Below are 18215 nucleotides of genomic sequence, written 5' to 3'. Positions count from 1 at the left end.
TTATAAATGTTTACTAAAAATTCTCCTAATTTTCAGCCTGTTTTTCATCTGTTTGTATGATTTAACGGAAAAATCTTGTATTTAATTATCGAAATCATTAATATATTATTAGGTAGTAATTATTAATTATTGCAGGAATAATCATGAAGAAACTTTTATTGTTGTTGCTTGCAGGTATTATGTTGTCATCTGCGGCGTTTGCTCAGAAGCAGGCATATAATTCCAAGCTTCAGGAAGCAATTTGGATGTATAAAAAAATGAATTATACGGGCTGTATGCAGCTGACGTTAGATGTTGTGGAAGACGACCCGTCTAATGTATTAGCGTATTATTACCTTGCTATTTCAACAGCAAGGCTTGGTAACAAAAAGAAAGCTGTTGAAGCTTATAATAAAGTTATTGAAATCAACTCCAGCGCCCAGCTTTCAAATTACGCCAAGAACGGTATTATCTGTATTGAAAAACCTGCCGAATGTCCCAGCGGAACAACGGAAGGCGACCCTGCCAAGAAAGCGGTGGACGATGTCAAAAAAAGTATAGAGCAAAGAAAACTTGATAGTGTAAAAGATATCATTAATACTAAACAGGATGTAAAAGATGTTCCTTATGACTATATGAAGGATTTTACGGATTTTTCCAAACCCCAAAAGAAAAGCGGGCAGCCTGCAAAAGAGGAAATAGCCGATGCTTTGGAAACGCTTAAAAGAGCGGGTTACGGTAATTTTGTACAGCCTCAGAATTTTGCTATGACGCCTGAAATGATGCAGATGAGTATGCTAATGGGTTCGACAGGCAATAATAGCGGTATGAATGCAATGCTGCCGTATATGATGAATATGCAAGGTCAAACAGGACAAAATATAGACCCGCAGCTAATGCAGTCAATGATTATGGGTTCAATGATGCAGGATATGTATTCTAATTTTGGAACTGCAGATAACAAATAATTAATCGATTTCAAACTGTCTCCGGCACCACAAAGACAGCCCCCAAATATTAATTTTTGTAAAACATTATTAATAATTGTAACAGTTTTATCCGTTTTGAGTTTAGAAATGTGAACTTTTGTTCATATTACTAGTAATAGTGCTAATATTGTATTAGCATGCTTGTGCTTATTTTTTGTGTGTCTATTGGTTGTGTTTGACAGTTTAATTACTTAAGGAGAATTATATATGTGTAGCAGGAAGTCCGCTTTTACCTTATCCGAAGTCCTTATTTCAATGACTTTGATAGGTATATTAGTTGTTGTAATGTTATCTATTACCAACTTTTCCGATAAAAATGCAAAAGTCATTATAGGGAAAAAACAACAAGCAGAGAGCCTTATTGTCAGCGTTTCTAAAGCTCTGTCCTCAGGCGACACAACCGGCTTGGCTTTGACAGCTTATACCGAGAGCGACGCTGCTTTAAAAGAAGCTTTTGCCGACAAATTAAATACAAAAAATGAAGATATTTCCTTAAGTAACGTTGACGACTATAATCTGCCGGAGGGTATGCCCGCTCCTGAGAGTCCATTACCCGCTGTTGAACTTGTTAACGGTACAAAAGTAGCATTTCAGGTGCTGAATACTAATTGTGCAAAATTAGCGGACGGTGGCGCTCCTTGTGCTTTAGCCTATGTAGATGTGAATGAAAAATCCGCAGGCGATGAAAAAGCCCAATTTATGATGGCAATATACCGAGACAGAGCGGCAAGCGAATATGAACTTTGTTCCGGTTATACCGACGGCGAAAAAACAGTAGAACTTGAATGCCCGTCGGATAGACCTAACGGTAAATTAACAAGAACGGACACATGTTCTTTTGGAACTATAGCAACAGGCGATGTTACAGATAATTGCTGTCCTTCCGGTCAAACGTATGGCAGCAATGGCTGTGAATGTATTAACAAAGATTTAATAATTTCGGGTTCGCAATGTGTTTGCCCGCAAACTAAACCGAATTTCAATACAAAAACCGGTAAATGTGTGGAAACTTGCGTAGGCAATAAAGTATGGAATGTTTCCAAAAACGCTTGTGTATGCCCTGCAACTTTACCTGATTTAATAGATGGGGAATGCACTTGTACCGATAAAACAGAAGCCTGTAGCGGCGCTAAAGAAGGTACCATAATTTACAAGGCAACTTGCAGCGATACCGGCAAAACTTTTGCCGCTGATCCCGTTAATACTTGCAAATGTCCTAAAACTTTGCCTGATGAGATTAATGGAAAGTGTGTTTGTTCCGATATCGTGAGTGCCTGTTCATCTCCTAAAGTAGGAAGCATTACCTATACCGCAAGCTGTTCGGCTTCAGGACGGGTTAAAGTTGCAGAAAAGGCAAACACATGTACCTGTCCCGCAAAAGAAAAAATTACACTTAAAACTAATGAAGTATATTCGCCGTTGAGCGAAACTTGTACAACCTGCCTGGATCCTGACATGAAAAGAGCCGCTGACGGCAGTTGTATTTGTCCTGATGGCAAGCCATACTTGGATGCCAGAACTAAGAAATGTATACATATACCTTCAGATTGTGCTTGCCGTGAAATGCTTGGAAACAAAAACATTGTGGTAAAACCTATAACATCGGAAGATGATTTGAAAAAAATAGGCAGAGATTCCGGCTATCCCTTGAAAAATGCTTGCTACTGTCAAATAAGAGATTTGAATTTTAGCAGCGAAAACAATACTATCCTTTGTACTAAAGCTGATAAGAAAACACAGGTAAATGTGCCTGTATTCCCTCTGGCTACCATTAAAGCGGATTGTACGGAGGATACAAATAATCAAACTTTTGAATCCGTATATGATGGTGGCAAATATACTATAAACGGAGTCAATATAAATACAAATACAGATTACAGAGGATTATTTGCAAAACTTAACAATGCAAAAATATTAAACCTGAATCTGAATTCTTGTGATATTAAAGGCAAGAATTACGTAGGCGGTTTGGCTGGGTATAGCACAAACTCTCCTGTTGAGAATGTCAATTTGACTTGTAATGTAACCGGAACCTCATACGTAGGCGGTTTGATTGGTCAAAATAATACAGGTTCACCCGTAAAAGATTCTTCTCATACCGGCAGTATTAATGCATCTAGCACGTATACAGGCGGTTTGATAGGACAAAATACAAGAAGTAATTTGACTAATATTAGCCATGTTGGTGAAGTTACGTCAAAGGGTAATAAAGTAGGTGGATTAGTTGGTGAAAATAATATAAATTCTCCTATTATAAATGCAACTTCAACAGGAAATGTTAAAGCGGGTTCTTATGATGCTAATGATAAATATACCGGTAGTGGGTCTAATACAGGCGGATTAATCGGTCTTAATTATTCTGCGCTTACAAATACACATGCTGCAGGTAATGTTACAGGCGGATATTATATAGGTGGTTTGGTTGGTAATAATCAGACTAGTGCACCTATAAAGAATTCATCATTTTCTAACGGTGCTGTCACATCAAGGGGAACCCATGACGGTTATAGTCAGGTAGGTGGTTTGGTGGGAGTAAACCAATCACCGATAGACGAGAATTCTTATGCCGATGCAACTGAAGTTTTTGGGTCAGGACATAGAGTGGGCGGACTTATCGGTGATAACAGAGCTAAACTCGAAAGAGTATATTCAACTTCGAAGATTATTACATCGGGAACACAACAAGCAGGCGGCTTGATTGGATATAATTCGGGAGCTGTAACCAACGCTTATGCAACAGGTGCTGTTACTGCATCAAATATAAGGGCGGGAGGCTTAATCGGATATACTGCAGGAGTTGCCATTAAAAGCTGCTATGCAACAGGTGCAGTAAATGCAGGCAGTTCCGGTTATGCGGGTGGTCTGATAGGTGAGCTTGCAAGCGGCAGCGTACTGAATGCTTATGCTACAGGTTCAGTCACAGCGCCTGACCATGCCGGCGGATTAATAGGTGTTATGAGGGCTCCTCTTACCTATGGATATTCCACGGGTAAGATTAATTCTTCAGGTTCTAATGTTGGCGGTTTGATAGGTTGGAATTCGAGTAAAGTTAACTCCAGCTACTGGAATATGGAAACTTCCGGTCAAACTACCAGCAAAGGCGGCTTAGGTCGTAATACAGAAGAAATGACCTCGGCGCCTGACGGATATACTTATGCTGATTGGGAAACGCAGAGTTGGTGCTTTAGCTGTGGGTTTTACCCTGTTCCTACGGGTGCTCCAACGTCAATGCCTTATGGTGCTGCCGCCTCTGATATATGTAAATATACAGAATGTGTGTTGGATTCTTGTCCTGACTACGGCAGGGTGTATCTGATAATCAACGGACATGGCTATAATAAGCAGTTAAAAGCACTGTTAAGTCAATTCAGCTGTATTCCAAGAGACCAGGTAACTCAGGATGAATTGGTAAAATCAGGTGCAAGTGTAATGTTTATTATGTCCGAGAAGGGTGAATTGATTAAAGATATTAGACTTCAATCTAATATCAACGACCTGCGTGTATATGGCGGTAAAATAGATGCCAACGGTGATTTGATCTATTCAGCGTCAGGGTCTGTAACCACATCAGGTTGCGGCGGACACGAAAGCAGCAAGACCGGGGGGACTTTAATAATGAAACTTGGTACGAGGACTTGTACCTACGATGTACAGTATTTGTTGAAACAACAATCACCCCTTGTTTTAGACCTTAAAGGCGATGGATTGAAATTCACTTCAGCTGAAGAAGGTACAAAATTTGACCTTAATATTGACGGTATAGCTGAACAAACGGGCTGGACCGGTATTCAAAAAGACTTTGATAACGCCTTCTTATGTTTGGATAAAAACAACAACGGCAATATTGACAACGGTTCTGAACTCTTCGGCGACCAAAACGGTGAAGATAGCGGTTTTGCGGAGTTAGCCAAATACGATAAACCCGAATATGGCGGTAATGGCAATAAATTCATTGACTCCGGTGATGAATATTTTGATAAATTATTGCTATGGGTTGATTTTAATAATAATGGTGTAGTGGATTATGAATGTTTGGATAAAGATTATGACACTGCATTAACCCAAAAATATCAACAGCAAATAGATGATTATAAGCAAGCTAAAGCTAACTATGAGAAAGATTTGGCAGCTTATAATACAGCCTATGATAATGCAGTGAAGAAATATTGTTATGAACAGGCAAAGAAATACTGTTCTAAAAATTTCTGCTTTTTTTACTATGGTGCTCCACAATGCAGCATTCCTGATAATATCCCCGGTTTTAACGAGGAAAAACCGATAGAACCTGAAATCCCGAGAAATATTAACGGTTGGCTGGCTCATCCTGATAATGCAAAAATAAACTTGCTTGATATGTTCAGGGATGTATTCGGTAAGCGTCCTTCAGGTCAAAAATACTGTTTTACTAAGGAACTGAAACATTTGAAAGATGTTAATATTACCGAGCTTTCAACTCAATTTGATGTGATACTGGAAGACGATTCAGTTATCTCGGGTGATGATTTTACAAAATCTGATCTTGTAAATGCTAAAAAAGATGAATATGGCAATACTATCGGACTTGTAGGTTCATTTAAAATGATGGTCGAAGAAGTCGTAAACGGTGTTGTTCAATTTGTCGAAAAAGTCGGGTTGATGATTGACGTGTTCTTCAAGACAGTTGTAGAAAACGTATTTACACAATAAAGTTAGGTTATAATCGATAAAAAGCACACTTTCGGGTGTGCTTTTTTCGTTAATTTTTATAACAGATTGTGCTAATCCAATTGAGTTTTTGGATATTTTTCTCTATTATAAGAATATAGTTTGGCTGGGGGTAATATGTTGAATTCTCAACTTATGGAATGTGGCATTGCAACATCGGATGATTTGCTTTTGAACCTTCCTTCTTGTGATGAAGCTTCTAACAATGCGTTTTTAGCAAAACAAATTGCAAGTAAGCTGATTGAAATAGTTAACGATGATAGAGCGGTAGAAAATCCCCTGTTTCTTGAGTTTAAGCCAGGTTTTATAGACAGATTGGCGCTTAATATAGTAAAAAATCCCCATAAGTCCATAGCTATAGGAGTTTCGGGTGAATCAGCATCCGGTAAAACCACATTGGCACGGAAAATTCTTGATATTTGTGTTAATGAAAAAAATAAAAGTTTATACACAATTATACCCAGTGATAATTATTACAAGGATAAATCCCAGGAATTGAAAGACGCCGGCAGCTATGAAGCTCTTTTTGAAAGAGGCTTTTCTCTGGATGAACCTGCTGCGGTTGATTTGGAGCTTTTAAGAAAAGATTTGCTAAGAATTAAAAGCGGTAAAAAAATATCCACACCTGAGTACGATTTTATAACAATCGCAAGCATCCCGCATAAGATAGAAAAGAAGCCTGCTAAGGTGATTTTACTTGAAGGTTTATTTGTGCTTGAAAATATGCTGAAAGAGCATTTGGATGTTTCAATTTATGTTCATACCCCTGCCGACGTTATAAAAGACAGATGGTATAAACGTTCTGTATCACGCGGTAAAACAGGCAGAGCAGCGGATATGCTGTTTGAGATTGTTAATAAAGGGGCAAAGCTTTATGTCCGTCCTTATGCAAAAGATGCGGATATTGTTATCAGCGGTGTTGTCAGTGAATATTATATAGAAAGCGTTGCTAATAAGATTAAAAACGCAATAAGAGAAGTTTTGGCTTAATTTGTTTTAGAATTTAATATTGACATTATTTTCTCTGCATTTTCGTTGCGATAACCTGATTTGTATAATGTTTTGTTATTCTTATTTAAAACATAATAGCAGGGAATAGTCGGCTGTGGCTCTAATCTTAATTGGTTTATCCTTACAAAAGACGATTTGTCATCAATATCGATAGTCTTTAAAGAATATTTGCCGTTGGAAGTTTCTGCTACTTCTTCAAAAACACTTATTGCTTTTTGAGAATAAACATTCCAGTTCGCATATATTAAAATTAACTGATATTTTTCATCAGCAAAACTTTTGCCTATAAACAGAATGCTGAATGACAAAACAGCAAGAAAAGAAAATATTAAAGTTTTCTTTAAATTATTCATAATATTATTTTAACAAATTTTTTGTAAATTGTCAGCATAGAAAAATTGCGTATATCGGGAAGCGGTGTTTTTGTAGGCGGTAGCGAAGCAATCCGGGCAAAAACTTGCAAAACAACACTTAAAAACACTGGATTGCCGCGCTCCACTGCGATCCGCTCGCAAAGACAGCTATCAACTCTTAAACTCTTAAACCCTAACCTCAACTTCTCAGCCTCCTAGCTGCCCGGCTTCCTCCCGCGTCTACCCAAAAGCCTAATTTTTCTGTCGAAAAATTGACTTTTTGGCTAGGCTCCACTGTCCGGTTTCAAAACATATCACCTGCTGTCTCGCAGCTGCTATGTTTTTCACACTTCTAAGGTCGCCTACCCAGAAGCCTAATTTTTCTGTCGAAAAATTGACTTTTCGGCTAGGCTCCATTAAATATAACATGTGAGGTAATATGTTATATTTTTTGTTAAAACTTTTTAGAATTAACCAATGCACTCACCCTAATGTTCAGACGAACAGGGCAATGAGCTATTGCCCCGATTGCGGTGAGCTTATAAAAATTAACTGGTATATAGTCAAATGTAAATGCTGTAATAAAAAACGCATAGGTATTGTTAAAGACGGCAAAATCATCCCTCTTGCCAACTATTGTTCCAATTGCGGAAGCAATGAATATATACTTGGGCGTATAGAGAATATTAACTATTTTGATATGAATTTTGCGATTGCGGCTAAAGAAACCGAAAAAAATAACAGAAAATACGACACTACCCAGATTTGGGTTGATGAAAAAGAAAATACAGAAGAAGTCCATCAATTGAAGCTTTTACCCCAGTACAATTAATCAAAATACTTTGAAAGATTTTGTTTTAATTTTTTTCTTGAGTCATCTCTTTTTTTTGTGGAAACTTTTAAAATTTGTTTATTATGAACCGTTTTTACTTTTGATTCGGTTTTAACACCCTGTTGTTTAATTTTTTCTTTGTACTGCCTTGCCTCTTCCAATATTGACAAATAGCTCTGATAGCGGCTTTGGGATATTTTGTCCAAGTTCTCTAATACACTGCAGCCTTCTTCATTTACATGCAAGCAGTCTGAATATTTGCAAAAATAGGCATATTCTGCAATCTCGCCAAAGAATTTTTCTACCTCTTTAGGCTGCATATTATCAAATTTAAGCAGACTAAACCCGGGCGTATCTAAAACGCTCGTTGTATTATCAATGTTAAACAGTTCACAATGCCTTGTAGTATGAGTTCCGCGGGCAGTTTTGCGGCTGATTTTTTTTGTTTTGAGTGATAATTCAGGGTCAAAAGCGTTAATAATACTGGATTTCCCAACCCCTGAAGCTCCCGATAAAATGGCGGTTTTGCCTGCAATTTCTTTTTTTAGCTCATCAAGCCCTGTTTTTTTTGTTGCAGATGTAAAGATTACTTTGTATCCAAGTTTCTCGTATAATTTTTTAAAATCTTCTTTTTCTTCTTTTATTAACAGGTCGGATTTATTCACACAAATAATTAAATTTAATCCGAATTGTATTGCCTGCGCTAGGTATCTGTCAATTTGTTTATATTCGATTATCGGACTTTTTAATGAAATAACAAGAACTACAATATCAATATTCGCAACAGAAGGACGGGCAAGTTCATTCTTTCTGTCCAAAATCTTCGAAATAGCGCCTTGGTTAGAAACAGGGTTGTAATCTTCTATCTCTACGTTATCACCAACTAAAACGCTAATTCCTGCTTTTTTAAAAAATTCTCTTAGTTTGCACTCAACAATAAAATCGCCGGATTTGACATAATAAAAATCCGAGAATATTTTAATAACTTTTCCTGTCAAGAAAACCTCTCAATTGCTCTATGATGAAGCAATTATAACACTTATTACACGTTAATAACAACTTTTAAATCGCTATCACCGGTAAGTTCTATCTGTTTAGTTGCTTCATTGTTGTTGAAGCTAAGGGTAAAATTGTTTACTTCTTTGTCGTCCAGAGTAATTCTTTTGCGAGTTACCTCTTTTAATTGAAAGTCTTTAACCATAACTAAACCGCTCCTTTAGTGTTTGTAATATAAGGTTATACTATATAATAAAATAAATCAATACCAGAATTTGCTAGTAGTATTAAAATTGTTACCTGATTGTCTGGTACCTTTGATTCTGTATTTAGAAGTCATGACCAGCGACGACCCCGCCCAGGAAGACGTTTCCGAGATTATAGTATCTGTCCCCGTAAAGATATCGCCATTAACGGTAATAGTTACCTGTTCGGTTTCTTTTCTATTATACCCGGAAATTTGTCTGCTAAACGTGGCGGTATTATTTATAACCTCATTAATTGTAATGGAAGCTGTCGCCCCGTTCTTTGGGTTTGATATTGTTACGATAGGTCCGCTTTGGCTTAAAACCCATATGTCAGATGTGGTTTGAAGGTAAACATCAGGGGTATTGGTTTCAAGCAAAGTCCCCTCAACTTTCCAAATCCCATACATGGCTTTGGGAAGTTCCTGTAATTTACTGACTCCTCCGCTAAGCACAGGGGTAGAGGACGTTTGTGTGTTTTCTACAGCAGAGCCTTTTAACGGTTTATTTCCGTAATCAATTTTCAAATTTCCTACACTTGCATAGCAGGTTTGGACAAAAATTAACAGAACTGTTAAAACGACTGCTTTTAAAAAATTCATTATTATCCTTTATTTTGATAACTCTGTTGTTAAAAGTTTATTTACAACTTGCGGGTTGGCTCTGCCTTTGGTTTCTTTCATTACCTGACCTACAAAGAAGCCAAAAAGTTGTGATTTCCCGTTTTTGTAAGCTTCAAGCTGTCCTGGGTTATTATTAATAATTTTTTTGACGATTTCAACTATTTGCCCTTCATCGGAAATTACACTTAAGCCTTTTTTCTCTACTATAGTTTTGGGGTCGACGCCATTTTCAATCATTTCAATTATTATATCCTTTGCTATATTATTTGAAATAGTACCATTTTCAATCATCTCAACCATTTGCGCAAGTGTCTGAGGGGTTAGTTTTGTTTGGGTTATATCAAGCCTGTTCTCTTTTAAATACCCTGTAATATCGCCCATAAGCCAATTTAAAGCTATTTTAGGATTTACACCCAGTTCAACTGCTTTATCGAAGAAAAGAGCTGTTTCCATTTGGTCTACTATTACGTTTGTATCATATTCGCTTAGTCCGAGTTCGTTCATATATCTTGTACGTTTTTGCGACGGAAGTTCAGGCATTCTTTCTTTTACTTCCGCTATCCATTCTTTAGATATTTCCAGGAGCATTAAGTCAGGCTCAGGGAAGTACCTGTAGTCATGAGCATCTTCTTTGTTCCGCATTGACTTTGTTATGCCTTCGTTTTCGTTCCAAAGACGGGTTTCTTGAATAACTTTTTCTCCAGCTTCAATAATTTCAAATTGTCTGAAAATTTCAAAATCAACAGCTTTTTTCAAAGCGGAAAAACTGTTGATATTCTTGATTTCTGCTCTTGTACCGAGTTCTTTCTGCCCGAAGGGTCTTAAGCTTATGTTAACATCGCATCTCATTGAGCCTTCTTCAAGATTACCGTCGCAAACCCCTACATAACGCACAATATTGCGAAGTTCTTCCATATATTCTTTAGCCTCTTCGGCTGAGCGGATATCAGGCTCTGATACGATTTCAAGAAGAGGTGTTCCCGCCCTGTTTAAATCTACCAAAGAATATGATGAGCCAGCAAGTCCTGCTGCACCGGCATGGACAAGTTTACCGGCATCTTCTTCAAGATGGGCTCTTGTTATGCCTATTTTTTTGCCTTTGATTTCAAGATAGCCTTTGCCGCAAACAGGCTTCTCAAACTGGGATATTTGATAACCTTTGGGCAGGTCAGGGTAGAAGTATTGTTTTCTGTCAAACTTTGATGTTTCTGCTATTTCGCAGTTTAAAGCCAAGCCTGTCAATATTGCCATATTAACGGCTTCTTTGTTTAAAACAGGCAGTACTCCCGGCATGCCAAGCGTGATAGGGCTTATGTTTGTATTTTGGTCGCAACCGAATTGTGTTGAGTCCGCACAAAATATTTTGGATTTTGTTTTTAATTGGGCGTGTACTTCCAAGCCTATTACTACTTCATACTTTTCTAAAATGCTATCTAATGTTATATTCATAAGTTTCGATTCCAAATCTTTTTACACCCCTAATTTTATCATAAATAAAGTAATCGGCAGCTTATTATTCGATTTCTATATCATTAACGCATTTTCCGTTAGAGGCATACTCTGTTATCTGTTTGCTTGCTGTTTTGTAGCTGTTCAGACAAGCATTGCCGCCTGTACATCCGCCTTCACAGGACATTATTTCAACCAAATTGCCCTGCTCGCAGTTTTTATTCTTTGCATATTTTTTTAGTTCACGTATGGATTGAATATTTAGCCCGTCAACTAATACATTTCTGCATACAATATCGTTGTTGGTTGCAACTTCAACGGCTTTGGCAACTCCGCCCGTCAGAGGGAAATTTCTGCCTTGTTTGGATGATTCGACTTCAAACGGAACATCAGGGCAATTATTTACTTCTATTTTTTTAGCAACGAGTAATGCACCGAGTTCTTCGAAGCTTAGTACATAATCAACGTTGGGGTTTTTCATCCCTTCGGTTTTCTTTGCCACGCAAGGGCTTATGAAAACTGTTATGCAATCAGAACACTTCTTTTTTGCAATTTCAGCGGTGTAATAAAGCGGTGTATGAGAATCTGACCGGAACGGCTTCATGTCCTCTATGTGTTTATCCACAAGCTCATTGTAAGCTGCACAGCATGAAGTCGTCATAAATTTGTCTCCGCGCCGCATTCTTTGTTTGAAATCTTCTGCCTCATGTTTGGTTGTAATATCTGCGCCATGCGCTACTTCCATTACATCGCAAAAGCCGCATTTCATTATAGCTGATTTGATTTTGCCAATGGGATAGGGTAGTTGTCCAACAATGGCAGGGGCAACCAGTGCTATAACTTTTTTATTTTCTTTTATGTGCTTAAGAATGTCTATAATCTGACTCTTGACGTGGACCGCTCCGAACGGGCAGATGCTTACACATTTGCCGCAAGATATACATTTTTCAAAATCAATTTTTGCATGTCCTTTTTCATTTTTAGCAATAGCACCTACAGGGCAGGCATTTTCGCAAGGTACAACAACCTTTGTTATGGCGCTGTAGGGACATGCACTGATACATTTTTGGCAATTTTTACATTTTTCGCTATCAATTAAGGCTTTGCCGTTAATTATATCTATAGCGCCGAAGTTGCAGCTTGTTGTACAAGGACGGGCTACGCAACCCTGACATAAATCCGTTACGTGGATTCTGCTGGGAACACAGCCTTTGCAGGCTGTTTCCAGTACTGTTAAAGGAAGTGTTTCAGGTTTTGACCTTTTTAATGCTTTTTGTGCATATGATGATAATGAAATTCTTTCATCATATTCTTCAATGGAAAAGCCAAGGACAGCTATAGTTCTTTCTTTTAATATAGCTCTTTCTTTATATACACAGCACCTGAAAGGAACAGCACACCCTTTTGGGCGCATATCGTAGGGGATTAACCTTGCTTTAGCGGGAAAATCATCTGTCAAAAATGCCTTTATTGTTCGTATTAATATTTCTTTTTTCAGGTGTGTTGCCTGATTATTTTTATTTTGCATAGCTAAGTTGCTTTTCTATTTCTCTCATAACTTTTTCTACGGTAGCTTCAAAAACCACTTCATTATTTACCGTAACATAAGGCGCTCTTGAATATTCCCAGTCGATATTACATTTTGAAAGGCATGGTGAGCCTGAAACCTCTACTTTATCGCCATATTTAGCAGGCACCAATTCCATTAATTCCTGTAAATTTGATGAGCCCATAACGAAGCAGGTTGTACCTAAACATACTTTTACTTGAATTTTTTCCATTTATTGTCCTTTCAAAACTGTCTTTATATATATTTTACTACAACCTTTTTAAAATATTTTTTACCCGTTTTATCTTCTGTTTGCTTTATCGTAGTCTTGATTTAGTTATTTTATCAAATAAAAGAACCTTGTTTAAATCAAGCCCTAATACTGTTTTTTCATTCTCTTTTACGTTAAAGTTTATTGAGACTTTGGCGCAGATGTTTTGTTCTTTAAAGCTGAAATGTATCAGCTTTTCACTGCCGAGAAGCTCTGTCAGATACGGTGTAATTTCTATTGTTACGGGCGAATTTTCAACAAAATATTCAGGTCTTATTGCAAAAACAAACTCTGTTTTATTATGATTTTTTATAATTTGCAGCAATTCATCCCCGGGTGCAATAGTCTGACCCAGTATTTCTATTTTATTGTCATTAGTTAGTACGGCTTCAAAAAAATTCATCGCAGGAGAACCTACAAATCCTGCCGTGAAGATATTTTCAGGGTTGTTATAAACTTCTTCGGGCGTTCCTATCTGTTGGATTATTCCTTTGTCTAAAATAACAATCCTATCACCCATAGTAAGCGCTTCGACCTGGTCATGGGTAACGTAAACTATTGTTGCGTCTATGTCGTGATGAAGTTTTTTAATTTCGCTTCTCATTTGAACTCTGAGCTTGGCATCGAGGTTTGATAACGGTTCGTCCATCAGAAAAACCTTAGGGTTTCTGACCATTGCTCTGCCAAGAGCAACTCTTTGTCGTTGACCGCCTGAAAGCTGTTTTGGTTTGCGCTCAAGATATTGTTCTAAATCCAAAATTTTGGCGGCATTTATGACTCTTTTTTCGATTTCATCTTTTTTGAATTTACGCATCTTAAGCCCGAAAGCCATGTTTTCTTTGACCGTCATATGAGGGTACAGGGCGTAGTTTTGGAATACCATTGCAATATCTCTGTCTTTTGGGTGCATTGAATTAACAACGGTATCATCTATTAAAAGTTCGCCTTTGGTTATATCCTCAAGCCCTGCTATCATCCTTAAAATAGTTGATTTGCCGCATCCTGAAGGTCCTACCAATACTAAAAATTCTTTGTCTTTAATTTCTAAATTCAGATTTTCTATAGTGTTTGTTTTTTTGTCATAAGATTTGTTAACGTTTTTAAATTCTACTTTTGCCATTTTTACCCAAACTAAAATACCTGCCATTATTTTACCACCTTCGGTGATATTTTAACAAGACAAGATTTTCGAATAGAATATTAGTCTTACAATGCTAATTTATGTTATAGTTATTTCAAACCGAAGGAGTTTTTTATGAACGATAAAGAAAAGGAAGAGTTTATAGCGAATATGCAAAAAGTGGTTCAGCAAATGCGTTTGGATGATATAGAAGACGACCCTTCAAGCGAGTTTGAAGAATTCCAATGCGATTGTTGTGCGAAAACTGCAGCAAGAGCAGGTTCCATTCCTTACGGAGATAAAGTTTTTTGTAATGAGTGTGTTTTGTTTGCGGAGATTGCTCTTGCGTTAGGTAAAGTCAAAAATTCCGCTGAAATAATAAAGTTTATGGAAGACAAAAGGCTGGAAGAGCTTTGTGAATATATCAAAACAGATATCACAAGTCATAATAATTAGTGATATTCTTTATTCTGTTTATTAAATTTAGAAAACAGAAAATCCTGGAAATAAAAGTGTAAAATCTTTAAAAGGCGGCACCCAGATTCGAACTGGGGGTAAAAGCTTTGCAGGCTCCTGCCTTACCACTTGGCCATGCCGCCGTAGTAATTAGGATATCATGAAAAGTATTTTATTTGAAGGAAGCTTTTAAAAATTCTGAAACCGCTTTATTTTTAGTTTCCTGAGACGGTTGCACTTCTGCAATTGTTACAGCGGATTTTGCAGCGGTTTTCCTATTTGTTATCCATTTGTTAATCAAAGGAACCGCAATACCCAGCGCAATGCAGGAATATAACAATCCTATCAGTTTAGAAGTATTAGTAACAGAAAGTCTTTTGGCAATTTCGCCTTCGGGTTTTATCCAGTTATTTTTGAACAGCTGTTTTACAGGCAGAAGTTTATTGTCTTGTATGACATTATGTTTTAATCCTGAATTGATTATTTCTTCGGGAGATTTAATGCTTGAATTTTTTATCCAATTTAAGAAGCCTTTTCCGTGTACTTTTTCATCATAATTAATTAAGGATTTATCTTTCCAGTTCACGTACAGTTTTGTTACTAAAGCGCCTAATAATAAGAAATTTGTAAAGCCTAAGAAATCTCTGAAAGCAGTTTCCCGAACTTCATCTTTATTTCTTGCGGCTAACAATCGCCCTATAATAGTAGTTCCGTAGACGACTTTTATTTGGTCTAATGTAGGAAGATAACTTTTAAACTGTATTTTCTTGAGAAAATCCCCTGGGTTTTTCGGGCCGATTGTTTTGAATACGAAAAATCCTATTACGGAAGCCGTAACCAGCTTATGAGGCAGGATACTCTTTTGTTTTTCCTGAGTTTTATTATCATTACTTACATTGGCAGATTGTGCTTTGTAATTGGGATCACCGACAAAACCGCTCACACCTGTGCGCTTTTTAGTCATATAGGTATTGAATTTTTGTATAGAAAAACCTATGCCACTGATTAAAGTTAAACCTAATATAGTCTTACCTACAGCCAGTTTTGAAAAACTTTTGAGGAATTTATTGGAAGCTGTATCCGCACTTCCTGCGAATTGTTCTACAACATTCTTCTGTATAAATGCTTTAGTAAGAGAATAAGCATCATTGATAAAATATTTACCCTCTGCCATAAGCTCTTTGCCGTCAATTTTAGCGATAAGATTGCCCGTAGAAGGAATATCAAAGTTCATTTGTGCAAGCAGCTTATAAGCAACATCTCCTTTTAATGCAAATTTTTTGTTATTTTCTATTTCTTGCAAAAGTGTTTTAACTATTGCATTTTTATTTTCGCAGGACAGTGAATGTAAGACAGAAGTACTCATTTTGCTGTTACCTGCCCAGCCCTTTACATCGGCAAAAACAGTGTTTAATAATTCTTCGGCAAGCTCTTTTTGAGAAGCAGCCGGATTTTTATTCACTATTTTATGAAATGCTTTTGCAAAAGTATCGACAGTGTCGCTGTCGGCTGTAATTACCTTGAAGTCTACATCATACTTCTTTTTTATAGGTATTGCCAATAAACCTGCGGTTAATAGCCCTGATAACCCTATCCAGCTCAGATTAAGAGTTGAAGAAAATTCCCTGAAAGCTGTTTCCATACCTGCGTACGTATTTCTGGTAAAGTCAATGATAGTTCTTGGCAAGCCCATTGAAGTTACATCAATAGCAGCAAGACCAATCAGTTCATGCCTGTTTATAGCAATAAACGGCGCTGTGAGTAAAGCAGCATTTTTAAAAGTTGTTTCGTTGTTATCTGATTTTGCTTGTTTATTATATTTTAGTATGTCTATGGGTTGTGATATTTTCATTTTAGCTTTGCCTCTGATGTTGGTTTGCCCTGAAAAAAGCCTGATATATTTCTTTCTTTTGTGTACTTAGCCCCGGGCTTTGATTATTATTTTCTTGTTCCTGCAGTTTTTGCGCTCTCAGCATTTGTTTTTCTCTGCCGTTTTTGTATGTTTTGTATTTATTATACATCGGAATTAAAAGACCGAGTACTATACATGAATATATAAGACCGGAGGCTTGAGAGAAGGCTCTTGCCTTTTTCAAGGCAGGGTTGTTAGCTACTTCTTCAAAGCCCTTTAATTCGGTATGTTTAAACCAGTGCCAGAATTTGTCGATAAAGCTTGAATTCGGGTCAAACTTTTTAGTCTCATTAAGAAGCTTGCCTTTGAAAGCAGGGTTTCTTTCCTTCCATGTTGCAGCGGCTTTTGCTACATAATCTCCCAGATAGTAAAGATTGATAAACCCTAAGAAATCTCTTAGTCTTGTTTCTTTTAATTCATTTTCACTTTCGCTGGATACAAGCCTGCCGCCAAAAGTAAACAGCGTAATAGCGCGGCACTGGTTAAGGGTTGGCAAAATACCGTTAAATTGGAACATTCCTACGCTCGGACGTTTACCGAATGATGCTAAAGCCAGTGCAGCCAGTCCCATAACGCTTAGCATTTTATGAAAGTTTAGTTTTTTCCTTTCTTCATGGGTAAGTTTATGTTGGTGTGTTTCACCAAAACTCGGTTTTTTAGGGTAATCTATTTCTCCGACAAACCCGCTGCTGCCGGTCCTCATTTTTGTAATATATCTGTTGAACGCCTGGAATGAGGCTCCTAATGCAGCGATGGCGGCTAAACCTAAGAAACTCTTGGTATTGATAAGTTTAGTTAATTTCTTGCTGAAAGCAGCAATTTGGTTGTCATTCATTTTAATAAACGTATTTGCCATATCGTTCATATCTCTTGTAAGATTTTTGATATTTGATGAAGATATGTCCAGTTTTTTTATACCGCTCAAGGCGCTGTGAGGCAGAACCCCATCGGCAAATTTTATGTTTCTTGAACCGCCCAGTTGTTCTATAAGTTTATCTGTAGCTTGTTCAACCAGCTTTTTATCGTTTTTTCCTATTGCATCTTTTATACCCTGGAGCAAAGCTTTGTTGTCTTTAAGTCCTGAAATCGGCACCCAGTTATTTTTGCCTGATAAAACTTCAATCTGATTTAAACTATCAACAAACGAGCTTATTCTTTCTGTGTTGCCGCCTTTTGTTCCCAGCCATGCACTTGTAAGTGCTTCATTGGTTGCCTGATTTGCCCATATTTTGTGAGATTGTAAACCTGCAAAATCTTTACCCATCACTAACCTTTGCACGAGTTTACCTGCCCCTAAAACAACTACTCCCGGAATTAAGCAGTTAATAATAAGTCCTGCAGACTCTCTCAGGAAGGTTTCCGTAGCGGCAAACCCGTTTCTTGTTGCGTCAATAATAGTTCTTGGTGTAATCATAGAGGTTAAATCAATGATAGACACTCCTACCATAGGGCTTTTATCGCTTGCAATTAATCCTTGCGTGATAAGGTTCCCTATCCCTTTAAAAGTTTCTGACGACTGCTTCAGGTTTGGGTTGGATTGTTTCTTATATGAACTGTTTTCTACGTTTAAACTTACTAACATTTACTGCCTTATGTGATTAACTATGGGTTCAAACAAGCTTTTTAATAACGAACAAATAATAGTGTAGCAACTACACGTCAAATTTAAAACACTTAAAGGAAAAAATTTGTTAGTCGCCGAAAAATCTGTTTTTTGCTTGCAGCT

The 18215-nt window shown here is 37.2% G+C and carries 15 protein-coding genes and 1 tRNA gene; 5 read left to right on the top strand and 11 right to left on the bottom strand.

The annotated features are described in order from the left end of the window. The first annotated feature begins 143 nt into the window (after positions 1–143). The 3 genes from PHX18_03290 (at position 144) to PHX18_03280 (ending at position 6662) form a co-directional block, all read left to right on the top strand. The gene (locus PHX18_03290; protein MDD3593632.1) at positions 144–947 is read left to right on the top strand and encodes a tetratricopeptide repeat protein; all 804 of its coding nucleotides are present in this window, start codon (positions 144–146) and stop codon (positions 945–947) included. Between the two features lie 228 nt (positions 948–1175). Then, positions 1176–5654: a prepilin-type N-terminal cleavage/methylation domain-containing protein gene (locus PHX18_03285; GenBank protein ID MDD3593631.1), complete on the top strand. Its 4479-nt coding sequence runs from the start codon at positions 1176–1178 to the stop codon at positions 5652–5654. Positions 5655–5789: 135 nt separating this feature from the next. Then, complete coding sequence (locus tag PHX18_03280; protein MDD3593630.1) at positions 5790–6662, top strand: hypothetical protein; 873 nt, start codon at positions 5790–5792, stop codon at positions 6660–6662. Here PHX18_03280 and PHX18_03275 read toward each other — a convergent pair. After that, positions 6659–7036, bottom strand: coding sequence for a hypothetical protein (locus tag PHX18_03275; protein ID MDD3593629.1), 378 nt, complete (start codon positions 7034–7036; stop codon positions 6659–6661). The genes PHX18_03280 and PHX18_03275 overlap by 4 nt on opposite strands. Positions 7037–7487: 451 nt before the next feature. On the opposite strand from PHX18_03275, the gene PHX18_03270 reads away from it, so the two are divergent. Further along, entirely contained in the window at positions 7488–7868 is a 381-nt protein-coding gene (locus PHX18_03270; GenBank protein ID MDD3593628.1) for a hypothetical protein, read from the top strand. Here the strand turns inward: PHX18_03270 and rsgA are convergent. The 7 genes from rsgA to ugpC all read right to left on the bottom strand — a co-directional run bounded on the left by rsgA (position 7865) and on the right by ugpC (position 14148). Then, positions 7865–8866 (bottom strand): ribosome small subunit-dependent GTPase A, encoded by a 1002-nt coding sequence (gene rsgA, locus PHX18_03265; GenBank protein ID MDD3593627.1) that lies wholly within the window; start codon positions 8864–8866, stop codon positions 7865–7867. The two genes, PHX18_03270 and rsgA, sit on opposite strands and share 4 nt — an antisense overlap. A gap of 44 nt (positions 8867–8910) precedes the next feature. Further along, on the bottom strand, positions 8911–9069 hold the full coding sequence (locus tag PHX18_03260) for a hypothetical protein (protein ID MDD3593626.1): 159 nt from the start codon (positions 9067–9069) through the stop codon (positions 8911–8913). A gap of 57 nt (positions 9070–9126) precedes the next feature. Further along, complete coding sequence (locus PHX18_03255) at positions 9127–9711, bottom strand: hypothetical protein (protein MDD3593625.1); 585 nt, start codon at positions 9709–9711, stop codon at positions 9127–9129. A gap of 9 nt (positions 9712–9720) precedes the next feature. Next, positions 9721–11181, bottom strand: coding sequence for an Asp-tRNA(Asn)/Glu-tRNA(Gln) amidotransferase subunit GatB (gene gatB, locus PHX18_03250; protein ID MDD3593624.1), 1461 nt, complete (start codon positions 11179–11181; stop codon positions 9721–9723). Between the two features lie 64 nt (positions 11182–11245). Continuing rightward, a complete protein-coding gene (locus PHX18_03245) occupies positions 11246–12709 on the bottom strand; it encodes a monomeric [FeFe] hydrogenase (GenBank protein ID MDD3593623.1) in 1464 nt (487 codons plus the stop codon). Next, positions 12699–12962 carry a hypothetical protein gene (locus tag PHX18_03240; protein ID MDD3593622.1) on the bottom strand — a complete coding sequence of 88 codons (264 nt, stop codon included), beginning with the start codon at positions 12960–12962 and terminating at the stop codon, positions 12699–12701. The genes PHX18_03245 and PHX18_03240 overlap by 11 nt, the downstream gene beginning before the upstream one ends. An 85-nt stretch (positions 12963–13047) precedes the next feature. Beyond that, entirely contained in the window at positions 13048–14148 is a 1101-nt protein-coding gene (gene ugpC, locus PHX18_03235) for a sn-glycerol-3-phosphate ABC transporter ATP-binding protein UgpC (GenBank protein MDD3593621.1), read from the bottom strand. Between the two features lie 108 nt (positions 14149–14256). Between ugpC and PHX18_03230 the strand changes: the two genes are divergently transcribed. Continuing rightward, entirely contained in the window at positions 14257–14577 is a 321-nt protein-coding gene (locus tag PHX18_03230; GenBank protein ID MDD3593620.1) for a hypothetical protein, read from the top strand. 72 nt (positions 14578–14649) lie between these two features. Here the strand turns inward: PHX18_03230 and PHX18_03225 are convergent. The 3 genes from PHX18_03225 to PHX18_03215 form a co-directional block, all read right to left on the bottom strand. Continuing rightward, positions 14650–14720 (bottom strand) — tRNA-Cys (locus PHX18_03225). Positions 14721–14749: 29 nt separating this feature from the next. Then, positions 14750–16429 (bottom strand): hypothetical protein, encoded by a 1680-nt coding sequence (locus PHX18_03220; protein ID MDD3593619.1) that lies wholly within the window; start codon positions 16427–16429, stop codon positions 14750–14752. A gap of 1 nt (position 16430) precedes the next feature. Beyond that, entirely contained in the window at positions 16431–18071 is a 1641-nt protein-coding gene (locus tag PHX18_03215; GenBank protein ID MDD3593618.1) for a hypothetical protein, read from the bottom strand. Positions 18072–18215 lie beyond the last annotated feature (144 nt).

It is taken from the genome of Candidatus Gastranaerophilales bacterium, from assembly GCA_028696075.1.
Taxonomy (GTDB): Bacteria; Cyanobacteriota; Vampirovibrionia; order Gastranaerophilales; family JAILCC01; genus JAQVHS01.
This window is presented reverse-complemented; position numbering and strand designations above follow the sequence as displayed.